This window comes from Mycobacterium sp. SMC-8 (assembly GCF_025263565.1).
Lineage (GTDB): Bacteria > Actinomycetota > Actinomycetes > Mycobacteriales > Mycobacteriaceae > Mycobacterium.
The window spans coordinates 5,420,064-5,438,442 of record NZ_CP079865.1 but is presented as its reverse complement, the minus strand read 5'-3'; the positions used below and the strand labels follow the sequence as shown (position 1 = coordinate 5,438,442).

At 68.3% G+C, this 18,379-nt stretch carries 15 protein-coding genes and 1 pseudogene; 5 read left to right on the top strand and 11 right to left on the bottom strand.

The genetic code is table 11. The features are described from left to right. Nucleotides 1-334 precede the first annotated feature (334 nt). The gene (locus tag KXD97_RS26190) at nucleotides 335-781 is read right to left on the bottom strand and encodes a DoxX family protein (protein WP_260753623.1); all 447 of its coding nucleotides are present in this window, start codon (nucleotides 779-781) and stop codon (nucleotides 335-337) included. Nucleotides 782-958: 177 nt separating this feature from the next. Continuing rightward, complete coding sequence (gene glnA, locus KXD97_RS26185; RefSeq protein ID WP_260753622.1) at nucleotides 959-2,395, bottom strand: type I glutamate--ammonia ligase; 1,437 nt, start codon at nucleotides 2,393-2,395, stop codon at nucleotides 959-961. Nucleotides 2,396-2,539: 144 nt separating this feature from the next. On the opposite strand from glnA, the gene KXD97_RS26180 reads away from it, so the two are divergent. Beyond that, on the top strand, nucleotides 2,540-3,055 hold the full coding sequence (locus KXD97_RS26180; RefSeq protein WP_260753620.1) for an RDD family protein: 516 nt from the start codon (nucleotides 2,540-2,542) through the stop codon (nucleotides 3,053-3,055). 124 nt (nucleotides 3,056-3,179) lie between these two features. On the opposite strand, the pseudogene KXD97_RS26175 reads toward KXD97_RS26180, so the two are convergent. The 7 genes and pseudogenes from KXD97_RS26175 to sucB form a co-directional block, all read right to left on the bottom strand. Then, nucleotides 3,180-4,561, bottom strand: a pseudogene (locus KXD97_RS26175) (IS1380 family transposase). 120 nt (nucleotides 4,562-4,681) lie between these two features. Next, nucleotides 4,682-6,496 (bottom strand): amidohydrolase, encoded by a 1,815-nt coding sequence (locus tag KXD97_RS26170; RefSeq protein WP_260753619.1) that lies wholly within the window; start codon nucleotides 6,494-6,496, stop codon nucleotides 4,682-4,684. 51 nt (nucleotides 6,497-6,547) lie between these two features. Further along, complete coding sequence (locus KXD97_RS26165; RefSeq protein ID WP_260753616.1) at nucleotides 6,548-7,300, bottom strand: DUF4191 domain-containing protein; 753 nt, start codon at nucleotides 7,298-7,300, stop codon at nucleotides 6,548-6,550. Nucleotides 7,301-7,304: 4 nt separating this feature from the next. Beyond that, nucleotides 7,305-8,237 carry a lipoyl synthase gene (gene lipA, locus KXD97_RS26160; protein ID WP_260753615.1) on the bottom strand — a complete coding sequence of 311 codons (933 nt, stop codon included), beginning with the start codon at nucleotides 8,235-8,237 and terminating at the stop codon, nucleotides 7,305-7,307. Beyond that, complete coding sequence (gene lipB / locus KXD97_RS26155) at nucleotides 8,234-8,932, bottom strand: lipoyl(octanoyl) transferase LipB (RefSeq protein WP_260753602.1); 699 nt, start codon at nucleotides 8,930-8,932, stop codon at nucleotides 8,234-8,236. The genes lipA and lipB overlap by 4 nt, the downstream gene beginning before the upstream one ends. 10 nt (nucleotides 8,933-8,942) lie before the next feature. Next, a complete protein-coding gene (locus tag KXD97_RS26150; protein WP_260753600.1) occupies nucleotides 8,943-9,854 on the bottom strand; it encodes a TIGR01777 family oxidoreductase in 912 nt (303 codons plus the stop codon). 12 nt (nucleotides 9,855-9,866) lie between these two features. Further along, a complete protein-coding gene (gene sucB / locus KXD97_RS26145; protein ID WP_260753597.1) occupies nucleotides 9,867-11,660 on the bottom strand; it encodes a 2-oxoglutarate dehydrogenase, E2 component, dihydrolipoamide succinyltransferase in 1,794 nt (597 codons plus the stop codon). Nucleotides 11,661-11,818: 158 nt separating this feature from the next. Here sucB and KXD97_RS26140 point away from each other — a divergent pair, with 158 nt between their 5' ends. Together KXD97_RS26140 and KXD97_RS26135 are read left to right on the top strand one after the other, a co-directional pair. Then, the gene (locus tag KXD97_RS26140; RefSeq protein ID WP_260753596.1) at nucleotides 11,819-12,169 is read left to right on the top strand and encodes an oxidoreductase; all 351 of its coding nucleotides are present in this window, start codon (nucleotides 11,819-11,821) and stop codon (nucleotides 12,167-12,169) included. A gap of 57 nt (nucleotides 12,170-12,226) precedes the next feature. Further along, nucleotides 12,227-13,795, top strand: a complete 1,569-nt coding sequence (locus KXD97_RS26135) for an SDR family oxidoreductase (protein WP_260753594.1) — start codon at nucleotides 12,227-12,229, stop codon at nucleotides 13,793-13,795. An 18-nt stretch (nucleotides 13,796-13,813) separates the two neighbouring features. Here the strand turns inward: KXD97_RS26135 and KXD97_RS26130 are convergent, their stop codons facing one another. After that, nucleotides 13,814-15,346, bottom strand: coding sequence for a leucyl aminopeptidase (locus tag KXD97_RS26130; protein WP_260753584.1), 1,533 nt, complete (start codon nucleotides 15,344-15,346; stop codon nucleotides 13,814-13,816). A 17-nt stretch (nucleotides 15,347-15,363) separates the two neighbouring features. On the opposite strand from KXD97_RS26130, the gene gcvT reads away from it, so the two are divergent. Further along, nucleotides 15,364-16,551, top strand: a complete 1,188-nt coding sequence (gcvT, locus tag KXD97_RS26125; protein WP_260753582.1) for a glycine cleavage system aminomethyltransferase GcvT — start codon at nucleotides 15,364-15,366, stop codon at nucleotides 16,549-16,551. Next, entirely contained in the window at nucleotides 16,548-17,651 is a 1,104-nt protein-coding gene (locus KXD97_RS26120; protein ID WP_260753580.1) for a branched-chain amino acid aminotransferase, read from the top strand. Before gcvT ends, KXD97_RS26120 begins: the two co-directional genes overlap by 4 nt. Here the strand turns inward: KXD97_RS26120 and KXD97_RS26115 are convergent. Then, the gene (locus tag KXD97_RS26115) at nucleotides 17,648-18,379 is read right to left on the bottom strand and encodes an adenosylcobinamide-GDP ribazoletransferase (RefSeq protein ID WP_260753575.1); all 732 of its coding nucleotides are present in this window, start codon (nucleotides 18,377-18,379) and stop codon (nucleotides 17,648-17,650) included. The genes KXD97_RS26120 and KXD97_RS26115 overlap by 4 nt on opposite strands.

The following is an 18,379-nucleotide window of genomic DNA, read 5'->3' as shown; positions in this document are numbered from 1 at the left end:
GTGTCGCGCTGTCGGCGGTGGACGAGCTGACCGCGCTGCTGTCCTCGTCCGCTAACGCGATGGCCGGGGTGGCGCCGAGGCCGATGCCCACCCCCAGAGCAAACGCGAGCGCGCCGATACGACCGATATACGTCGAATGCCCCACGGCATTCCTCCCCCGAAGAATTGTCCCGCTGACAATAAGTGGAGCAATCCTATGAGGACTTCGACCGGTGCGGGGTGACCTTTCACGATATTCACGTTCGCGTCGAGAACGCGCTACCCGGCGGCGCCCCGCAAACCCGTTTGCCAGATCTGCGCGGTGTTGTTCAGGAAGGTGCGAGCAAACCGCGGGCTAGGCGCGTACGGCGGCCCCGCGGCGGCGGGCATCCACCGACCATGTGCCCGCACCCATCGCGGCCAGAAGAAGGAACGCGAAGCAGAACAGGATCGCCAGTTCGCCGCCGTTGCCGCCGGCCTGGCCGCCGAACGGCCAGAAGCTGGCGGGCTCCCCGCCGGTGATTCCCCAGTGCTGCCAGAAGTAGGCCACGGCCATCTGACCTGCGGCGACGATCGCCGCGATGCGCGTGAAAAAGCCGACGGTGATCAGGAGGCCGCACACCAGCTCGATCACCCCGGCGAACCAGTACGGCCAGGTGCCGGTGGGGACCGCCTCCCCCAGCGGCCACCCGAACAGCTTCATGGTGCCGTGCAGGGTGAACAACAGACCGACCACGATGCGGAAGATGCTCAGCATCGGGGAGGAATAGCTTGCCAGGCGCGCGTCCAGGTTGGTGGTCATGCGCCCGAGCCTACCGTCGCGGACTCCAGTCCGGATAGTTTTCTGGTGGCCTCGGTTCAGCGCTGCCCGACCTGGAGTAAGGCCTATTCGCACACGGAACCGCCCGCGCTGCCTAGGGCAGCGCGGGCGGTGTCGTCTCGTACGACTTGGACTTAGACGTCGCGTCGGCGGGCCGACTTAGACGTCGTAGTACAGCGAGAACTCGTACGGGTGAGGCCGGATCTGGATCGGCATGATCTCGTTCTCCCGCTTGTAGGAGATCCAGGTCTCGATCAGGTCCGTGGTGAACACCCCGCCCTCGGTGAGGTATTCGTGGTCCTCTTCGAGCTTGTCGATCACCGCGGCGAGCGACGTGGGCGCCTGCGGGATGTTGGCGGCCTCCTCGGGCGGCAACTCGTAGAGATCCTTGTCGACCGGGGCCAGGGGCTCGATCTTGCGCTTGATGCCGTCGATACCGGCCATCAGCATCGCCGCGAACGCCAGGTACGGGTTGCCCGAGCTGTCGGGGCAGCGGAATTCGAGACGCTTGGCCTTCGGGTTGTTGCCGGTGATCGGGATACGGACGCAGGCCGACCGGTTGCGCTGGCTGTACACCAGGTTGATCGGGGCCTCGTAGCCCGGCACCAGACGCTTGTAGGAGTTCACCGTCGGGTTGGTGAACGCCAGCAGCGACGGCGCGTGGTGCAGGATGCCGCCGATGTAGTGGCGGGCCATGTCCGACAGTCCGGCGTAACCCGACTCGTCGTGGAAAAGCGGCTTGCCGTCCTTCCACAGCGACTGGTGAGCGTGCATACCGGAACCGTTGTCACCGAACAGTGGCTTCGGCATGAACGTGACGGTCTTGCCGTTGGCCCACGCCGTGTTCTTGATGATGTATTTGAACAGCAGCACGTCGTCGGCCGCGTGCAGCAGCGTGTCGAACTTGTAGTTGATCTCGGCCTGACCGGCAGTGCCCACCTCGTGGTGTCCGCGTTCGAGCACGAAGCCCGAGTTCTGCAGGTTGGTGGCCATCTCGTCGCGCAGGTCGACGTAGTGGTCGTAGGGCGCGACGGGGAAGTAGCCGCCCTTGGGGCGGACCTTGTAGCCACGGTTGGGGGTGCCGTCCGCCTCGAACGGCTCCCCGGTGTTCCACCAACCCGACTCGGAGTCCACCTCGTAGAAGGTGCCGTTGATCTTCGAATCGAACCTCACCGAATCGAAGATGTAGAACTCGGCCTCCGCGCCGAAGTAGCAGGTGTCGGCGATGCCGGTGCTGACCAGGTAGTTCTCGGCCTTGCGGGCGACGTTACGCGGGTCGCGGGAGTACGCCTCACGGGTGAACGGGTCGTGCACGAAGAAGTTCATGTTCAGCGTCTTGGCGGCGCGGAACGGGTCGATGCGCGCGGTGGCCGGATCGGGCAGCAGCATCATGTCCGACTCGTGGATGGACTGGAAGCCGCGCACCGACGAACCGTCGAAGGCGAGGCCGTCCTCGAACACGCTCTCGTCGAACGCAGACGCCGGGATCGAGAAGTGTTGGACGACGCCGGGCAGATCGCAGAACCGAATGTCGACGTACTCGACGTTCTCGTCCTTGATCAGCTTGATGATGTCGTCGGCGGTCTGTTCTGCCACTTATTGCTCTCCTTTGACTTGGTAGCCCGCCGGTGACGGTATGGATACGATGTTGCACGGCAGTCAACCGCATGTTGCGTGGACGTTACGCATCACGTCGGCGTCAGTTACAGGACACTATCGGCAGCCGCATATCCTTGCCGCATGGCCCGCAGCATTGGGTCCTGGCTGTCGGGACCGTCGCAATCCGACGACTCCGGTCAGCGGGCCTCCACCTATCCCGGCGAGCGTCTCGGCTTCCCCGAGAGCGGCCCGGGGTCCATCGCTCGATTCGGCCGCCGCATCGGTGCGCTCCTCGTCGACTGGCTGGTCAGCTACGGCCTCGCCGCGCTGGCGATGACGTTCGGTTGGGTCAGCCTGGCGGCGTTGTCGACGGCGGTGCTCGTCGTGTGGCTCGTCCTCGGCGTGGTGTCGGTGCGGCTGTTCGGTTTCACCCCGGGCCAGCTCCTGCTCGGCCTGAAGGTGGTGCCCGTGGACAACCGGCAGCATGTGGGTTCGGGCCGGGCGTTGGTGCGCGGTCTGCTCATCACACTGGTGATCCCGGCTCTGTTCACCGACTCCGATCTGCGCGGACTGCACGATCTGGCGACGAAGACCGCCGTGGTGAGAGCGGACCGCAGCGCTAAGCCTCGATCCACCGATCAGCTGATTGCGTGGTGATGAGTTCGATTGTGCGGCTTGATTCTGGTGTGTGCAGTGGTGTGCGTACCAGGGATCGCCCGGCCTCGCTGTCGGGTTGTTCCTGTTGGTCTTTCGCGTCGCGGGATGGGTTGAGAGGACCTGGTTAGGCGATGATGGGCCGATTTTGGTGAGACAGGCTGCCGAACAGGGTGTTCCAGGCATGTTCCCAGGGCCAGTCTCGTGGTAGGTGCAGGGTCAGCCGGCGGGCTGAGGACGCGATACGGGCTGGGACGCTGATCAGCGTTCGGCGGATGGTAGCGGTGCGGGCTTTGGCCAACGGTCCCCTGGTAAGGGTCGCGGCGGCGCGGGTGAGGTTGAACGCCATGGTGGCCATGACCAGCCAGGCGGCGTTGGCGGTGAATTTCCCTGAGGGCAGGTGAGCCAGGGCGGAGTTCTTCAGGTCGGCATGAACCTGTTCGATGATGGCGTGGCCGCGGTGGGTCTTGTCGGCGGTGACGGTGTCCAGATCAGTGGTGGTGAAGAACGCGTGGAAGCGCCAGGTGTCGAACAAGGTCTGCTGCCCGTCACTGCCGGTGGTGTTGAGGTCGGGGATGCGGCGCACCACCAACCGGCCGGGCACCTGCTGGCTGGCTTTCTTGGAACTGAACGCGGTGAATCCGATCTCGGCGACCTCGGCGCGGGAGATCCATCGCTTGGTGGGTTCGTCGTATATGGCATCGGTGTCCACGCGTCGTCGGGGATCTGGGCGATCGCGGTTTTGACTTTGGTGTCCATCCGCACCGTGATCGATACCTCAGCGCCGCCGCGCAGTGCTGCAGCGACGGTGGGATGGCCGTAGAAGGCTGAATCGGCTCGCAGCAGCGGCTTGCCGGTGGCTTCGGGGCTGCGCAGACGGTTCACGGTGGCCAGGGTGTCGGCGATGATCCGCTTGGCTCCCCGTGGTGAGCCGCACGATCCTTTGCGCAGACGGGCACCGGTGATCACCGGCGCACCGGCGGTAGTGGTGAGCGTGGCGATCAACGCGTTGAGCCCGCGGACCCGGGTGTAGCCGTATCCGGATCCTTGTTTGGCATAGCCGTGGACTTCGATGATGGTGTCGTCCAGATCGACCAGGATCGGGCCGTCGATCCCGGCCAGCAGCGGGGTGCGGGCATGCAGGCCCGCCAGGAACCGGGAGGCCACCGCGTCGAGTTGGCGGACATGCCCGAAGGTGAATGCGCGCAGGAACGACCCCAAGGTCGAGGGTGCATACGGGCGGTCGAACACGGTGCCCATCGCCCCGTGCCGCAATAAGGCCATGTCATCGATGCTGTCGGCTCCGGCCACCATGCCTGCGACCAGGCAGGCGACTTTCGCGCCACTGTTGGAGCCCTTGTCGGTCGGGACGCTGAGATGCTCATCCGCCAGTGCGGCCAGGCCGCACTGGCCGGCCAAGGCGGCCATCGGGACCAGCCCGGCGCACGACACCAGATTCGGGTCATCGAAGACTGCTGAGGCTACGGGCCGGGTGTGAGATAGTTGCATCTACGAGATGCCCTTCGTTGTGGCCGAATGTGATCTTAGAGAAATCTCATTCTTTCACCACGACAGGGCATTTCGGCGTTACAACCCACTCCGCGCCGCTACCTAATCGGTGTATCCAGGCTAAGCCTGATGGCGGATCTGCCCGTTCATCATCGTCATCGTCACCGTTGCGCCACTGATCTGACGAGGGTCGACCTCGAAGATGTTGCGGTCCAACACGATCAGATCAGCCAGCTTGCCGACCTCGACGGAGCCGACCTTGTCGTCGAGGCGAAGCTGATAGGCCGCGCCGAGGGTGTTGGCATGCACCGCCTGTTCGACCGTCATCCTCTGATCGGCCGGTGCGAGCACCTCAGCGTCGGGATCGCCGATCAACTGTCGCGTCACCCCGATCTGGATGGAGTCCAGCGGCTTGTACGTCGAGAAGTACCCGGCCGCCGGCCAGTCGGTGCCCAGCGACACCGGGCCGCCGGTTCGTAGGACGTCCTGCACCCGGTACAAGTTGTCCCCACGGGGCTTCCCGTACCGCGCGGCCATGTTCTGCACCGTGTCGGGATCGGCGGACAGCCAGTTGGCGGAGAACTGGGCGACCACACCGAGCTCACCGAAGCGTCGTGCGTCCGGGTCTTCCAGGTAGACCAGATGGGCGACCGTGTGCCGACGATCCCGCGGCGGGTTCGTCTTGACCGCGGCCTCGATCGAGTCCAGTGCCGTGCGTGCGGTGCGTTCACCGCAGGCGTGCACGTGGATGTCGAGACCGGCCGCATCCACCTGCTGCACCAGCTGCCGCCACTGCTGCTCGGTGAACGGGGAGCCGCCGATCGATTCCGGCCGGTCGGCATAGGGTTCCAGCAGCCAGGCCGTGTAACCGCCCTGCGTTCCGTCGCCGACGATCTTGACCACCCCGACGTCGACGAGGTCGGTGGAGACGCGGTTGCGGATGTCGGTCAGCCGGGCGACGGCGTCGTCGAACGGCGGTGACTTCACGCTGTAGGAGGCCACCACGCGCAACGGCAGCGCGCCGCGGCGCGCGGCGTCGGTGTAGAGCTCGATCAGTGCGCTCTGGTCGCCGCCGATCGGCGGGACGCCCGCGTCGAACACCGACGTGATGCCCGCTTCGGATGCTTTCGGCAGCCACTGTTCGAGCAGCCGGCCCATCGTCTCGGCGGAGATGGGCTCGATCGCGTTGACCAGGCCGAGCACCGCGTCCACTTCGAGCACATAACCGGTGAGCTCGCCGTCCTCGTCGCGCACGTAGTAGCTGAATCCGGGGATCGGGTCGGGCGAGTCGCGGCTGACGCCGGCCAACTCCAGGGCCCTGCTGTTGGCCCACATGCTGTGACCGTCGATCGCGAAGAAGAACCCGGGTCGGTCGGGCAGCACCCGGTCGAGTTGGGCCCGGGTCGGCCCGTCAGGGCCGAACATGTCCACGCGCCAGCCGAATCCGCGTACCGGACCGCCCGGGTTGGCGCTGGCGTAGGCCGCGATCGCATCGAGTGCGTCCTGTGCGGTCGGCACCTGGAGATCGACGCCGGTGGACAGGAACGCGCCGAGGATCGGGTGGATGTGCCCCTCGACGAAACCCGGCATCAGCAGCTTGCCGTCGAGGTCGACGACCTGAGTGTCCGGACCGACCAGCGCCATCGCCCCGGCCGCGTCGCCGACATAGGTGATGGTGTCACCGGTGACCGCGACGGCCTCGGCCCACGGCGCCGCCTCGGTCACCGTGTAGACGCGGCCGTTGTGGAAGACGAAGTCCGGGTCGGCGCCGTCGGCCGTGGTGGACTGCGGGAGGGGAGTCGACTCGGTGGCGCATGCCGATGCCGTCGCGACGACGGCCGTCACGGCTGCGGCCCGCAGCACGGTCCGGCGTGTCAGGGACCCCCGTCGCCCGAAAGCCGCGAAATGCGGACCCCATTCGCACGCGGTGCACATATCGCGAACGTACGTGCGCCAAGGGTCAGAGCAGGCGCGGCGCGCCGGTGGTCAGCGCCGGCGCACGGTGCGCTGCACGCCGCGCATCTTGGCCTGCGCCGGCAACGGGCCCTTGGGCATCGCGGCCGGTCCCACCTTGGTGCCCAGTGCTGCCAGGCGGGATTCCAGGGAGTCCATCTGCTTGACGGTGATGTTCGCCGGCAACTTGTTGAGGTGGCGTTCCAGCTTTGCCAGCGGAACCTCGCCCTCACCGTTGCCGATGATCACGTCGTAGATCGGCACGTCACCGACCAGACGGGCGGTGCGCTTTTTCTCCTGGGCCAGCAGCGGCCTGACCCGGTTGGCGGCGCCTTCTCCGACGAAGATCACACCGGGACGGCCGATGACCCGGTGTACGGCGTCGAAGTGGCCGGTCGCGGCGACGCCGGGAGTGACGCGCCACTTGCCGCGCAGATTGTCCAACGCCCACGCGGCCGCACCGGTCTGCCCCTCGGCCTTGCGGTACACCGCCTTCTGGGCGCGCCGGCCGAAGATGATGAAGGCCACCAGCGCGCCGAGCACGATGCCCAGCGGGATCAGCATGAACATCGTGAACCCGCCGGCGTACACACCGGTCGCCACCGAGGCGCCGACGATCAGCACGAACGCGCCGATCATGTACGGCAGCAGCCGCTTGTCCTCTTTGCGCTGCATCTGGAACGCCTGCCACAGCTGGCTGCGCCGCTGGTTGGACGCCGCCTTGCGGGCAGCCTTCGCCTCTGCCTTGGCGGCCTTCGCCTCGGCCGGGTTACGCGATTTCGCCATTGCTTCAGGATACGGGCGGTCGCGACGCGACCGTCTGCGCATACAACTTCCCGGCCCGGTAGGACGAACGCACCAGCGGTCCGGCCAGCACGCCGGCGAAGCCGAGCTCGGTGGCGTAGCGCTCGTGCTCGACGAACTCGTCGGGATGGACCCAGCGTTCCACCGGGTGGTGGCGTGCGGACGGGCGCAGGTACTGAGTGATCGTGACGATGTCGCACCCCGCCTCGTGCAGGTCGCCCAGGGCCGCGCGCACCTCCTCAGGGGTCTCACCCATGCCGAGGATCAGGTTGCTCTTGGTGACCAGTCCGTAGTCGCGCGCCATCGTCAGCACCGACAGGCTGCGTTCATAACGGAACCCGGGCCGGATCCGCTTGAAGATGCGGGGGACGGTTTCGACGTTGTGCGCCAGCACCTCCGGCCGCGACTCGAAGACCTGGTCCAGTTGGCCCGGATCTGCGTTGAAGTCCGGGATCAACAACTCCACACCGGTGTTCGGGTTCAGCGCCTTGATCTGACGGACCGTTTCGGCGTAGAGCCATGCGCCACCGTCGGGCAGGTCGTCGCGGGCCACACCGGTCACCGTGGAGTAGCGCAGACCCATCGCCTGCACACTCTCGGCCACCCGGCGCGGCTCGTCGCGGTCCAGTTCGGCGGGCTTACCGGTGTCGATCTGGCAGAAGTCGCACCGACGGGTGCACTGCTCGCCGCCGATCAGGAACGTAGCCTCGCGGTCTTCCCAGCACTCGAAGATGTTGGGGCAGCCCGCCTCCTCGCACACGGTGTGCAGGCCCTCACGGCGCACCAGGTTTTTGAGCTCTTTGTACTCCGGGCCCATCTTGGCGCGGGTCTTGATCCACGGGGGCTTGCGCTCGATCGGCGTCTCGGCGTTACGAACTTCCAGACGCAGCAGCTTGCGGCCGTCAGGAGCGATAGTCACTGTGGTGATCCTACGCGCATGGCAGGCGCCGCAAACGCCGTGAGACGGCCGTCGAGCGCGTCGAGAACCGCCTCGCCCACCCGGTCGGCGACGTCGTCGACGGTGACCGTGCGGCCCAGCTCGGCGGTGAGCGAGGTCACGCCGGCGTCCCGGATGCCGCACGGCACGATCGCGCCGTACGCGCCGAGGTCGCAGTCACAGTTCAGCGCGAACCCGTGCAGGGTCGTCGCCCGCGCGACCCGGATGCCTATCGCGGCGATCTTGCGCGCAGGCCGGTTCGCCGCGGCCGGCAACCACACCCCGGACCGGCCCTCGACCCGGCCTGCCGACAGACCCAGCTCCGCACACACCGTGATCAACGAATCTTCAAGACGCCGAACGAAATTCACCACATCAAGCGGCTCGGCCAGCCCGATGATCGGGTAGCCGACCAACTGGCCGGGCCCGTGCCAGGTGATCTTGCCGCCGCGGTCGGTGTCGATGACAGGCGTGCCGTCGACCGGCTTCTCCTCGGGTAGGGTGCGCCGGCCCGCGGTGTACACCGGCGGGTGCTCCAGCAGCAGCAGCGTGTCGGGCCCGCCCGCGATGCGTTCTTCGGCGATGCGGCGCTGAAGGTCCCACGCTTGCCGGTAGTCCAGGTTGCCGAGCCGGCGCACCTGTACCGGCGCGGTGTGCGACCGGATCGAAACCGCCATGTCCTCGACGCTACTCACGGTTAGGCGCGGTGGCGAACGCCAGGGCCTCGCCGATGGTGTGGTGGTGGAACTCGAAACCGGCGCGTTCCAATGCCGCCGGGATCGCGCGCTGCCCGCCGAGCACACCTTCGTCGGCGAATTCTCCGAGCGCGACCCGCAACGCGAACCCCGGCACGACCAGGGGGGTTGGTCGGCGCACTGAGCGGCCCAGCGCGGTGGTGAACTCCGCGTTGGTCACCGGTGCCGGCCCGGTGAAGTTGACCGGCCCGGACAGCTCGCCGCGTGTGATCGCGAAGAGCAGTGCCCGCACCTCGTCTTCGAGGCTGACCCACGACAGGTACTGCCGTCCGTTGCCGAGGCGGGCGCCGAGCCCGAGCGAGAACAGCGGTTTGAGCCGACTCAGCATGCCCCCTGACGGCGCCATCACCAGGCCGGTGCGTGCCAGCACCACCCGAACGCCGGCTTGCGCGGCCACCGTGGTGGCGGTCTCCCAGTCGACGGCCAGGCGGGCCAGGAAGTTGTGGCCCGGCCCGGCCGTCTCGTCGACCGGCGTGCTACCCGAGTTGCCGTAGTAGCCGACCGCGCTGGCGTTGATCAACACCGGCACCTCGGCATCGACCACCGCGTTGGCCAGCACCTCGGTCGGGCCGATCCGGCTGTCGCGCAGGCTCTGCTTGAACGCACCCGACCACCGCTTCTGGCCTACGTTGACGCCACACAGGTTCACCACGGCATCCACACCGAGCAGGGTGTTCGGGTCGAACTCGCCGGAGTCGGGATTCCAGAACACCTCGTCGGCGTTCGACGGGGCGCGCCGCACGATGCGGATCACCCGATGATCGGTGGCGCGCAGCGCGTAGACCAGCGCCGTACCGATCAGACCGGATGACCCCGCGATCGCGATGACCGAATCCGATGGCATCGACAACCTCGTCTACAACCCGAGGTCGGCCTCGAACGCACCCTCTTCCAACCGGCGCTTGACGGTGGTGACGAAGCGGCCGGCGTCAGCGCCGTCGATGAGGCGGTGATCGTAGGTCAACGGCAGGTAGCTCACCGAGCGGACGCCGATCGACTCGTTGCCGAACTGGTCGACGATCACCCGCGGCCGTTTGACGATGGCGCCGGTGCCGAGCATGGCCGCCTGCGGCGGCACCAGGATCGGGGTGTCGAACAGCGCGCCCTGGCTGCCGATGTTGGTGATCGTGAACGTGCCACCGGAGAGTTCGTCGGGCTTGAGGTTGCCCGACCGCGCCCGCGCGGCGATGTCGGCGATCGCCCGGGCCAGCCCGCCCAGCGACAGGTCGCCGGCGTTGTGGATCACCGGGGACAGCAGGCCCTGGTCGGTGTCGACGGCAATGCCCAGGTGCTCGGCGTCGTAGTAGGTGATCTCCTTGGAATCCTCGTTGTAGCTGGCGTTGACGTTCGGGTGCAGCTTCAGCGCGTCGATCACCGCCCGTGCAATGAACGGCAGGTAGGTGAGGTTCACCCCTTCGCGTTCGGCGAACTGCGCCTTGGCCCTGGCCCGCAGCGCCACGATCTTGGTCATGTCGACCTCGTGGACCTGCGTCAGCTGCGCCGTGGTCTGCAGCGACTCGCGGGTCTTCTTGGCGGTGATCTGGCGGATCCGGTTGGCCTTCTGGGTGGTACCGCGCAGGTGCGCCAGCGCCCCTTCGGCGGGCGGGCCGGGCACCTTGGCGGGCGCCTCGGCCGCGGGCGCCGCCTTCGGCGCCTCCTTCGGCGCCTTGCTCGCCTCTGCGGCGGCCAGCACGTCCTGCTTGCGGATCCGGCCGCCCACACCGGTGCCCTTGACCGTCGCGAGGTCCACTCCGTGCTCACCGGCGAGCTTGCGCACCAGCGGAGTCACATACGGGCTGGAGTCCGCGGAACCCTCGGCCGCGGCCGGCTCCGGCTTCGATTCGGGCTTGGGCTCCGGCTTGGGTTCGGGCTTGGGCTCGGCCTTAGGTTCGGGCTTGGGTTCCGGCTGGGCTTCCTCAGAGGGTTTGGCCGACGGCTTGGTCTGCTTCGGCTCGGGCTCGGGTTCCGGCTCCGGTTCGGGCTCGGCTTCCGGTTCGGGCTCGGCCTCAGCGCCCTGATCGCCGATTTTGGCGAGCTCTCCGCCGACCTCGACGGTGTCGTCCTCTTCGGCGGTGATCGACAGCAGCGTGCCGGCCACCGGCGACGGGATCTCGGTGTCGACCTTGTCGGTGGACACCTCCACGAGCGGCTCGTCTACCTCGACGCTGTCGCCGACCTTCTTCAGCCAGCGGGTGACGGTGCCCTCGGTGACGGACTCGCCGAGCTCGGGCATGAGTACGGGTGTCGCCGACCCCGACGAACCGCCGCCGGAGGGCTTCTTCTCAGATTGCGGCTCGGGCTCTTCCTCCGGCTCGGGCTCGGGCTCGGGCTCGGGCTCCGGCTCGGGTTCCGGTTCGGCCTCGGCTTCCGGTTCCTCGCCGCCGCTGTCGCTGTCGGTGTCGCCGCTGTCGTCGGCGTCGCCGATGACCGCCAGCTCACCGCCGACCTCGACGGTGTCGTCCTCCTGGGCGACGATCTTCTTCAGCACACCTGAGGCAGGTGAGGGGATCTCGGTGTCGACCTTGTCGGTGGACACCTCCAGCAATGGCTCGTCCTCTTCGACCGTGTCCCCCTCCTGCTTCAGCCAGCGGGTGACAGTCCCCTCGGTAACGCTCTCTCCGAGTGCGGGCATCTGGACGGAGATGGCCATAGTGTCGTGACTCCCTTAATGGTCGGTCGCAGTCTCTGAGGTGTCGCGTCCCATCCTGTCACGTCCATGTGACCTTCCGCCGCGGACGCGCGTTCTGAAACCTCTGGCACTATCGAAATGTCGGGTCACCAGCGGATCGCCGGAAGGAGCAAGCCCAGGTGGGACTGTTCGACAGACTCCGTGGTCGGCGCCGCACGGCCACGACGGCCACCGACCCCGCCGCCGATCTGCGGTACCTGCAGCGCTGGGTCGCCGAACATCATGGCGTCGAGGCGTTCATCGAACCCAAGACCACCGTCACCGATGTCACCGTGGTGCTGGTCGCCGCCGACGGTGAGTGGACCCGGCGCAAAGCCGGCGGTCACGCCGGGGCCCGACGGCTGTCCGACCGGCTAAAGATCCCCGTCTATGACGTTCAGAAGGTCGGTTACCCGCAACGCATGCGCGACTACGACGCGCGCCGGCGGATCGAGCGTAAGCGGGCCGCCCGCGAAGAACTCGAGCGCTGACGGCAGCCAAGCGTGAGCCATGGGGTAGTGCTCCGTCGCTGGCGGTAGTGTCCGCTCGTGAGTAGCCAGCGCTTCGTCCGCAGCAGTGACGGTGTCCGCATCGCCGTCTTCGAACACGGCGATCCGGACGGCCCCACGCTCGTGCTGGTGCACGGTCATTCCGACACCCACCGCATCTGGGACGAGGTGGCTGCGCTGTTGGCCGACAGGTTCCGGATCGTCGCCTACGACCTCCGCGGAGCGGGCGAGTCGGATGCGCCCAAGCCGGCGTCGGCCTACACCGTGGAGCGGTTCGCCGACGACCTCGCGGCCGTCCTCGACGGCAATACAGCGGTGCACGTGCTCGCGCACGGTGCGGGCACGGCCGGGGTGTGGCACTACCTGAAGCGTCCCGGGGCGCGGATCGCGTCGCTGACGTCGGTCTCGGGAGCCGGCCCCGAACACCTCGCCGCACGGCTGCGCACCGCGATGACCGCTCCCGGCCGGTTCATCCGCGGCATGGCCCGGACGGCGACGGTCACGCCATACCGCGCCAACCCGCGGACCGTGCTGGCTGACCTGCGCACGGACGTACCGGTGCAACTGATCGTCTCCGCCAGGGACCGCGGAGTGGACCCCCACGTCTATGACGCCCTGCCCTCGCGGGTGCCGCGGCTGTGGCGCCGAGACATCACGACCGGTCCGGTCACGCCCGCGTCGCATCCGGGCGTGCTCGCCCGGGCGGTCACCCAGCTCGTCGATCACCTCGACGGCGCACCGGCCGCCCGTGAGCTGTTGCGCGCCGAGACGGGTCGGCGGCGCAAGACGTTCGGCGACACCCTGGTCGCCGTGACCGGCGCAGCCAGCGGCATCGGCCGCGAGACCGCGCTCGCCTTCGCCCGCGACGGGGCCGACGTGGTGATCAGCGACGTCGACTCGGCTGGTCTGGAGGAGACCGCCCGGCTCGTCGCCGCCACCGGCTCCGCAGCGCACACCTACACCGTCGACGTATCCGATGCCGCTGCGGTCGAGGAGATGGCCGAACGGGTGTGCGCCGAGCACGGCGTGCCCGACATCGTGGTCAACAACGCCGGCATCGGTCACGCGGGGTTCTTCCTCGACACCCCGGCCGAAGAGTTCGACCGCGTGATGGACATCAATTTCGGCGGGGTGGTCAACGGGTGCCGCTCATGGGGCAAGCGGCTGGTGGACCGCGGCACCGGCGGGCACATCGTCAATGTCGCCTCGATGGCCTCCTACACGCCGGTCAACGTGATGAACCCGTACTGCACGTCGAAGGCGGCCGTGTTCATGTTCTCGGATTGTCTACGCGCGGAACTTGATTCGGCCGGGATCGGGCTGACCACCATCTGCCCGGGCATCATCGGCACAAATATCGTCAACACCACCCGCTTCTCGCTGCCGGAGGCTCGCAGCTATGACGCGGAGGCGATCCGGCGACGGGTGCGCAAGGGCTTCGCGGTGCGGCGTGTCGGCCCGGACAAGGTCGCCAGGGCCATCGTCGCCGCGGTCAGGAAGAACAAACCGGTCCGGCCAGTGACCGCCGAGGCATACCTCGTCTACGGCGTCTCACATGCCTTCCCGCAGGTGATGCGAAGCACCGCCCGCGGCGGAAACATCATGTGATGCAGCGGGTTCGGCCGCTCAGCCGTTCGCCGCGATATCTTCGAGCACCGCGAACATCGTCCGCGTCGGTACTCCGGTGCCCCCCTTGGGGGTGTAGCCCCAGGGGCCTCCGGAGTTGTACGCCGGCGCCGCGACGTCGATGTGCGCCCACTCAACACCCTCGGCGACGAACTCCCGCAGGTAGGTGCCGGCGACCAGCATGCCGGCGAACCGGGAGCCGCTGACGTTGGCCAGATCGGCGACGGTGGACTTCAGCTCGTCCTTGAGCTCCTCGGGCAGCGGCATCGGCCAGCCGTTCTCGCCGACCGCCTGGGACAGCTCGGCGACCCGATCGCGGAAGTCGTCGCTGCCCATCACGCCCGGGGTTCGCGAACCCAGTGCCACGGTCTGCGCGCCCGTCAGCGTCGAGGTCTCGATCAGGTAGTCGGGCTCGTCCTCACACGCCCGCACGATCGCGTCGGCCAGGATGAGCCGGCCCTCGGCGTCGGTATTGAGCACCTCGACGGTGGTGCCGCCGTACTGGGTCAGCACATCGCCGGGACGCTGCGCGGTGGACGACGGCATGTTCTCGGCCATCGGCACGTACGCGACCACGTCGATCGGCAGGTTCCGGAGTGCGGCGAGCACGACCGTCGCGATCACGGCCGCCGCGCCGCCCATGTCGGAGGTCATGTGGTGCATGTTGGCGGCCGGCTTGATCGAGATGCCGCCGGTGTCGAACGTGATGCCCTTGCCGACCAGCGCCACCTTCTTGCCCGAACGGCCGCCGCCGCGGTGGGCCAGTCGCACCAGCCGTGGTGGGCGTGACGACCCCTTGCCCACGCCGATGATCCCACCGTAACCGGCCTTGGTGAGCGCCTTCTCGTCCAGCACCTCGACTTCGAGGCCGGCAGCCTCGCCCAATGTCTTTGCCCGAGAGGCGAATTCGGCAGGGTAGAGGTGGCTGGGCGGGGTGTTGACGAAGTCGCGGGCGGTGGCGACCGCGGTGGCGATGGCCGCCGCGCGGGCAGCGGCATCCTTGGTCGCCGCTCTCGTGTCGGGGGTCAGCGCGGTGATCGAGCGCAGCCCGGCGTCCTTGGGTGCGGTCTTCTCGCTGCGGAACTCCGAGAACCGGTACGAGCCGAGGATCAACCCCTCGATCGCGGCCTCCAGGTTGAGATCGGACAGCGTGGTGACCACCGCCTCGACACCCGACAGCGACCGCGCCGCAGCGCCGGCGGCGCGGCGGATCGTCTCGGCCGGAAACTCGTCGCGGCTCTTGCCCAGACCGACGGCCACCACGCTGGCCACCGGCAGCCCCGACACGACCACGCGCGTGACCTGCTCGTTGCCGCCCTTGGCACCGAGCGCCTGCAGCGCGGCCTCGATCTCGCCGACGGCCTCGGCGCTCAGGTAGGAGCCGGCCACCACGGTGGCGCGGGCGTCGCTGCCTTCACTGCCGTTTCCGTCGCTGACGACGGGCACGATGAGGACCGACGAGTCAACCCGGCGCTTGGGCAGCGCGCTGGCGACCGTGACGGCGGGGGACTGGTAACCGGCTGAGGTGCTCACGGGGATTCACCCTAGCCATGCCGTTCGGGTGCGGCGCACTACTAGTGTGGTTCGCCGTGAGCGACAACGTGCTGGCCGGCCCTCTGGAGAACCGTCACCGCAAGCTCGGTGCGAGCTTCGCCGAATTCGGCGGCTGGTCGATGCCGGTGTCCTACGCCGGCACGGTGGCCGAGCACAACGCCACCCGGAGCACGGTCGGTTTGTTCGACGTCAGTCACCTCGGCAAGGCGCTGGTGAAGGGGCCCGGCGCCGCCGAGTACGTCAACTCCGCGTTCACCAACGACCTGCGCCGGATCGGGCCGGGCAAGGCGCAGTACACGCTGTGCTGCACCGAGGACGGCGGGGTGATCGACGACCTGATCGCCTATTACGTCTCCGACGACGAGATCTTCCTGGTGCCCAACGCGGCCAACACCGCAGCCGTGGTCGCCGCGCTGCAGGAGCGCGCCCCGGACGGTCTGACCATCACCGACGAGCATCGGTCCAGGGCCGTGCTCGCGGTGCAGGGACCGAAGTCGGCCGACGTCGTCGGCGGGCTGGGACTTCCGACGGACATGGACTACATGGGCTATGCCGACGCCGAGTACCGCGGCGTCGACGTGCGGGTCTGCAGGACCGGATACACCGGTGAACACGGCTACGAGCTGCTGCCGGGCTGGGATCAGGCCGCGGTGGTGTTCGACGCGCTGCTGGAGGCGGTGCAGGCGGCCGGCGGCCAACCGGCCGGTCTGGGCGCCCGCGACACGTTGCGCACCGAGATGGGATATCCACTGCACGGCCACGAGCTGTCGCCGGCCATCTCGCCGCTGCAGGCCCGCTGCGGTTGGGCGATCGGCTGGAAGAAGGACGCTTTCTGGGGCCGTGAGGCACTGCTCGCGGAGAAGGGAGCCGGCCCGCGGCGCACCCTGCGGGGGTTGCGCGCGGTCGGTCGGGGTGTGCTGCGGCCGGACCTCACGGTGCTCGCGGGCGACACCGCCGTCGGCACCACGACATCTGGAACCTTCTCTCCCACATTGAAAGTGGGTATCGCACTGGCGTTGATCGACACCGCGGCCGACATCGCTGACGGCGCACACGTCGACGTCGACGTCCGCGGTCGCCGCATCGAATGTGAAGTGGTCAAGCCGCCGTTCGTCGACACCCGCACCCGCCGAGGCCGCACCCCAAAAACGGTTGGCCGCCGGGTTATAGAATCGCCTGCATGACTGAAGGCCTCGAGTTCACCGTCGATCGCAACGCGAATCCGGCGAGCGACGAGGTACGCGCCGGGATCCTGGAGAACCCCGGATTCGGCAAGTTCCACACCGACCACATGGTCTCGATCGACTACACCACCAGCAAGGGTTGGCACGATGCCCGCGTCATCCCGTACGGCCCCATCGAACTGGACCCTTCGGCGATCGTGCTGCACTACGCGCAGGAAGTCTTCGAAGGGCTGAAGGCCTACCGGTGGGCCGACGGGTCGATCGTGTCGTTCCGTCCCGAGGCCAACGCGGCGCGGTTGCGTTCCTCGGCGCGCCGGCTGGCCATCCCGGAGCTGCCCGACGAGGTGTTCATCGAATCGCTGCGGCAGCTGATCGCCATCGACGAGAAGTGGGTGCCGCGCGCGGGCGGCGAGGAGTCGCTGTACCTGCGGCCGTTCATCTTCGCCACCGAACCCGGTCTCGGTGTGCGGCCGGCCGACGAGTATCGCTACATGGTCATCGGCTCACCCGCGGGGGCCTACTTCCCGCGCGGGATCAAGCCGGTCAGTGTGTGGCTCTCGCACGAGTACGTGCGCGCCTCGCCCGGCGGCACCGGGGCCGCCAAATTCGGCGGCAATTACGCCGCGTCGCTGCTGGCACAGGCCGAGGCCGCCGCACACGGATGCGATCAGGTGGTGTGGCTCGACGCGATCGAACGCCGCTACATCGAGGAGATGGGCGGCATGAACCTGTTCTTCGTCTTCGGCAGCGGCGGCACCGCCCGTCTGGTCACCCCGGAACTGTCGGGGTCGCTGCTGCCCGGCATCACCCGGAACTCGTTGCTGCAGTTGGCCACCGACGCCGGGTTCGCGGTCGAGGAACGCAAAATCGACGTCGACGAGTGGCAGAAGAAGGCGGCCGCGGGAGAGATCACCGAGGTCTTCGCCTGCGGGACCGCCGCGGTCATCACCCCGGTCTCTCACGTCAAGTACGGCGAGGGCGAGTTCACCATCGCCGACGGCGAGCCGGGGGAGATCACCATGGCGCTGCGGGACACGTTGACCGGCATCCAGCGCGGCACGTTCGCCGACACCCACGGCTGGATGGCCCGGCTGTCCTAGCGGACCGCCAGACCGACCGCGACGATCACCGTCGTCACCTCGACGGCCGCGCCGAGCACGTCACCGGTGATCCCGCCGAAGCGGCGGACGCAGTGGGCGACGAGCGCTGCACTGCAGACCAGCGCCAGCACCACCACCAGCGGCCCCTGCCACGGCCGCGCGCACACCGGCACCGCCGCGGCGACGGCGACGGCCACCCAGGCGGCGACCACCCAGACCGGCTGCGTGCCTGCCGCCAGCGCGCCGAGGGTGCTGCCGGTGGCCGAGGGGATCCCGCGACGGCATGCGGCGACGGCGGCCACCCGCCCCGCCGCGACGGCGACAATCGCCGCGGCCCAACCGGACTGCGCGAACGCCAACGACTGGACGAGCAGCGTCATCGCCACCGCCGCGACCCCGAACGGACCCGCGCTGCCGTCGCGCATCACCGACAGCGCCCGCTCGGGCGGCCCGTAGCAGCCCAGCCCGTCGACGGTGTCGGACAGGCCGTCGATGTGCAGGCCGCGGGTGGCCAGCAGCAGCGCTGCGACGGCCAGCGCCCCGGCCAGTGCGCTGCCGTCGCCGAACGCCCAGAATCCTGCCGCCAGCACGCCGCCCGCCAACGCACCGAGCGCCGCGCCCGCCACCGGCAGCGCGGTCAACACCCCGCGCCCGGCGCCGGCCGAGACCCGCGCCGGCACCGGCAGGACCGTTGCGAAAGCGAATGCACCTGCCAGTGAGGAGATCAC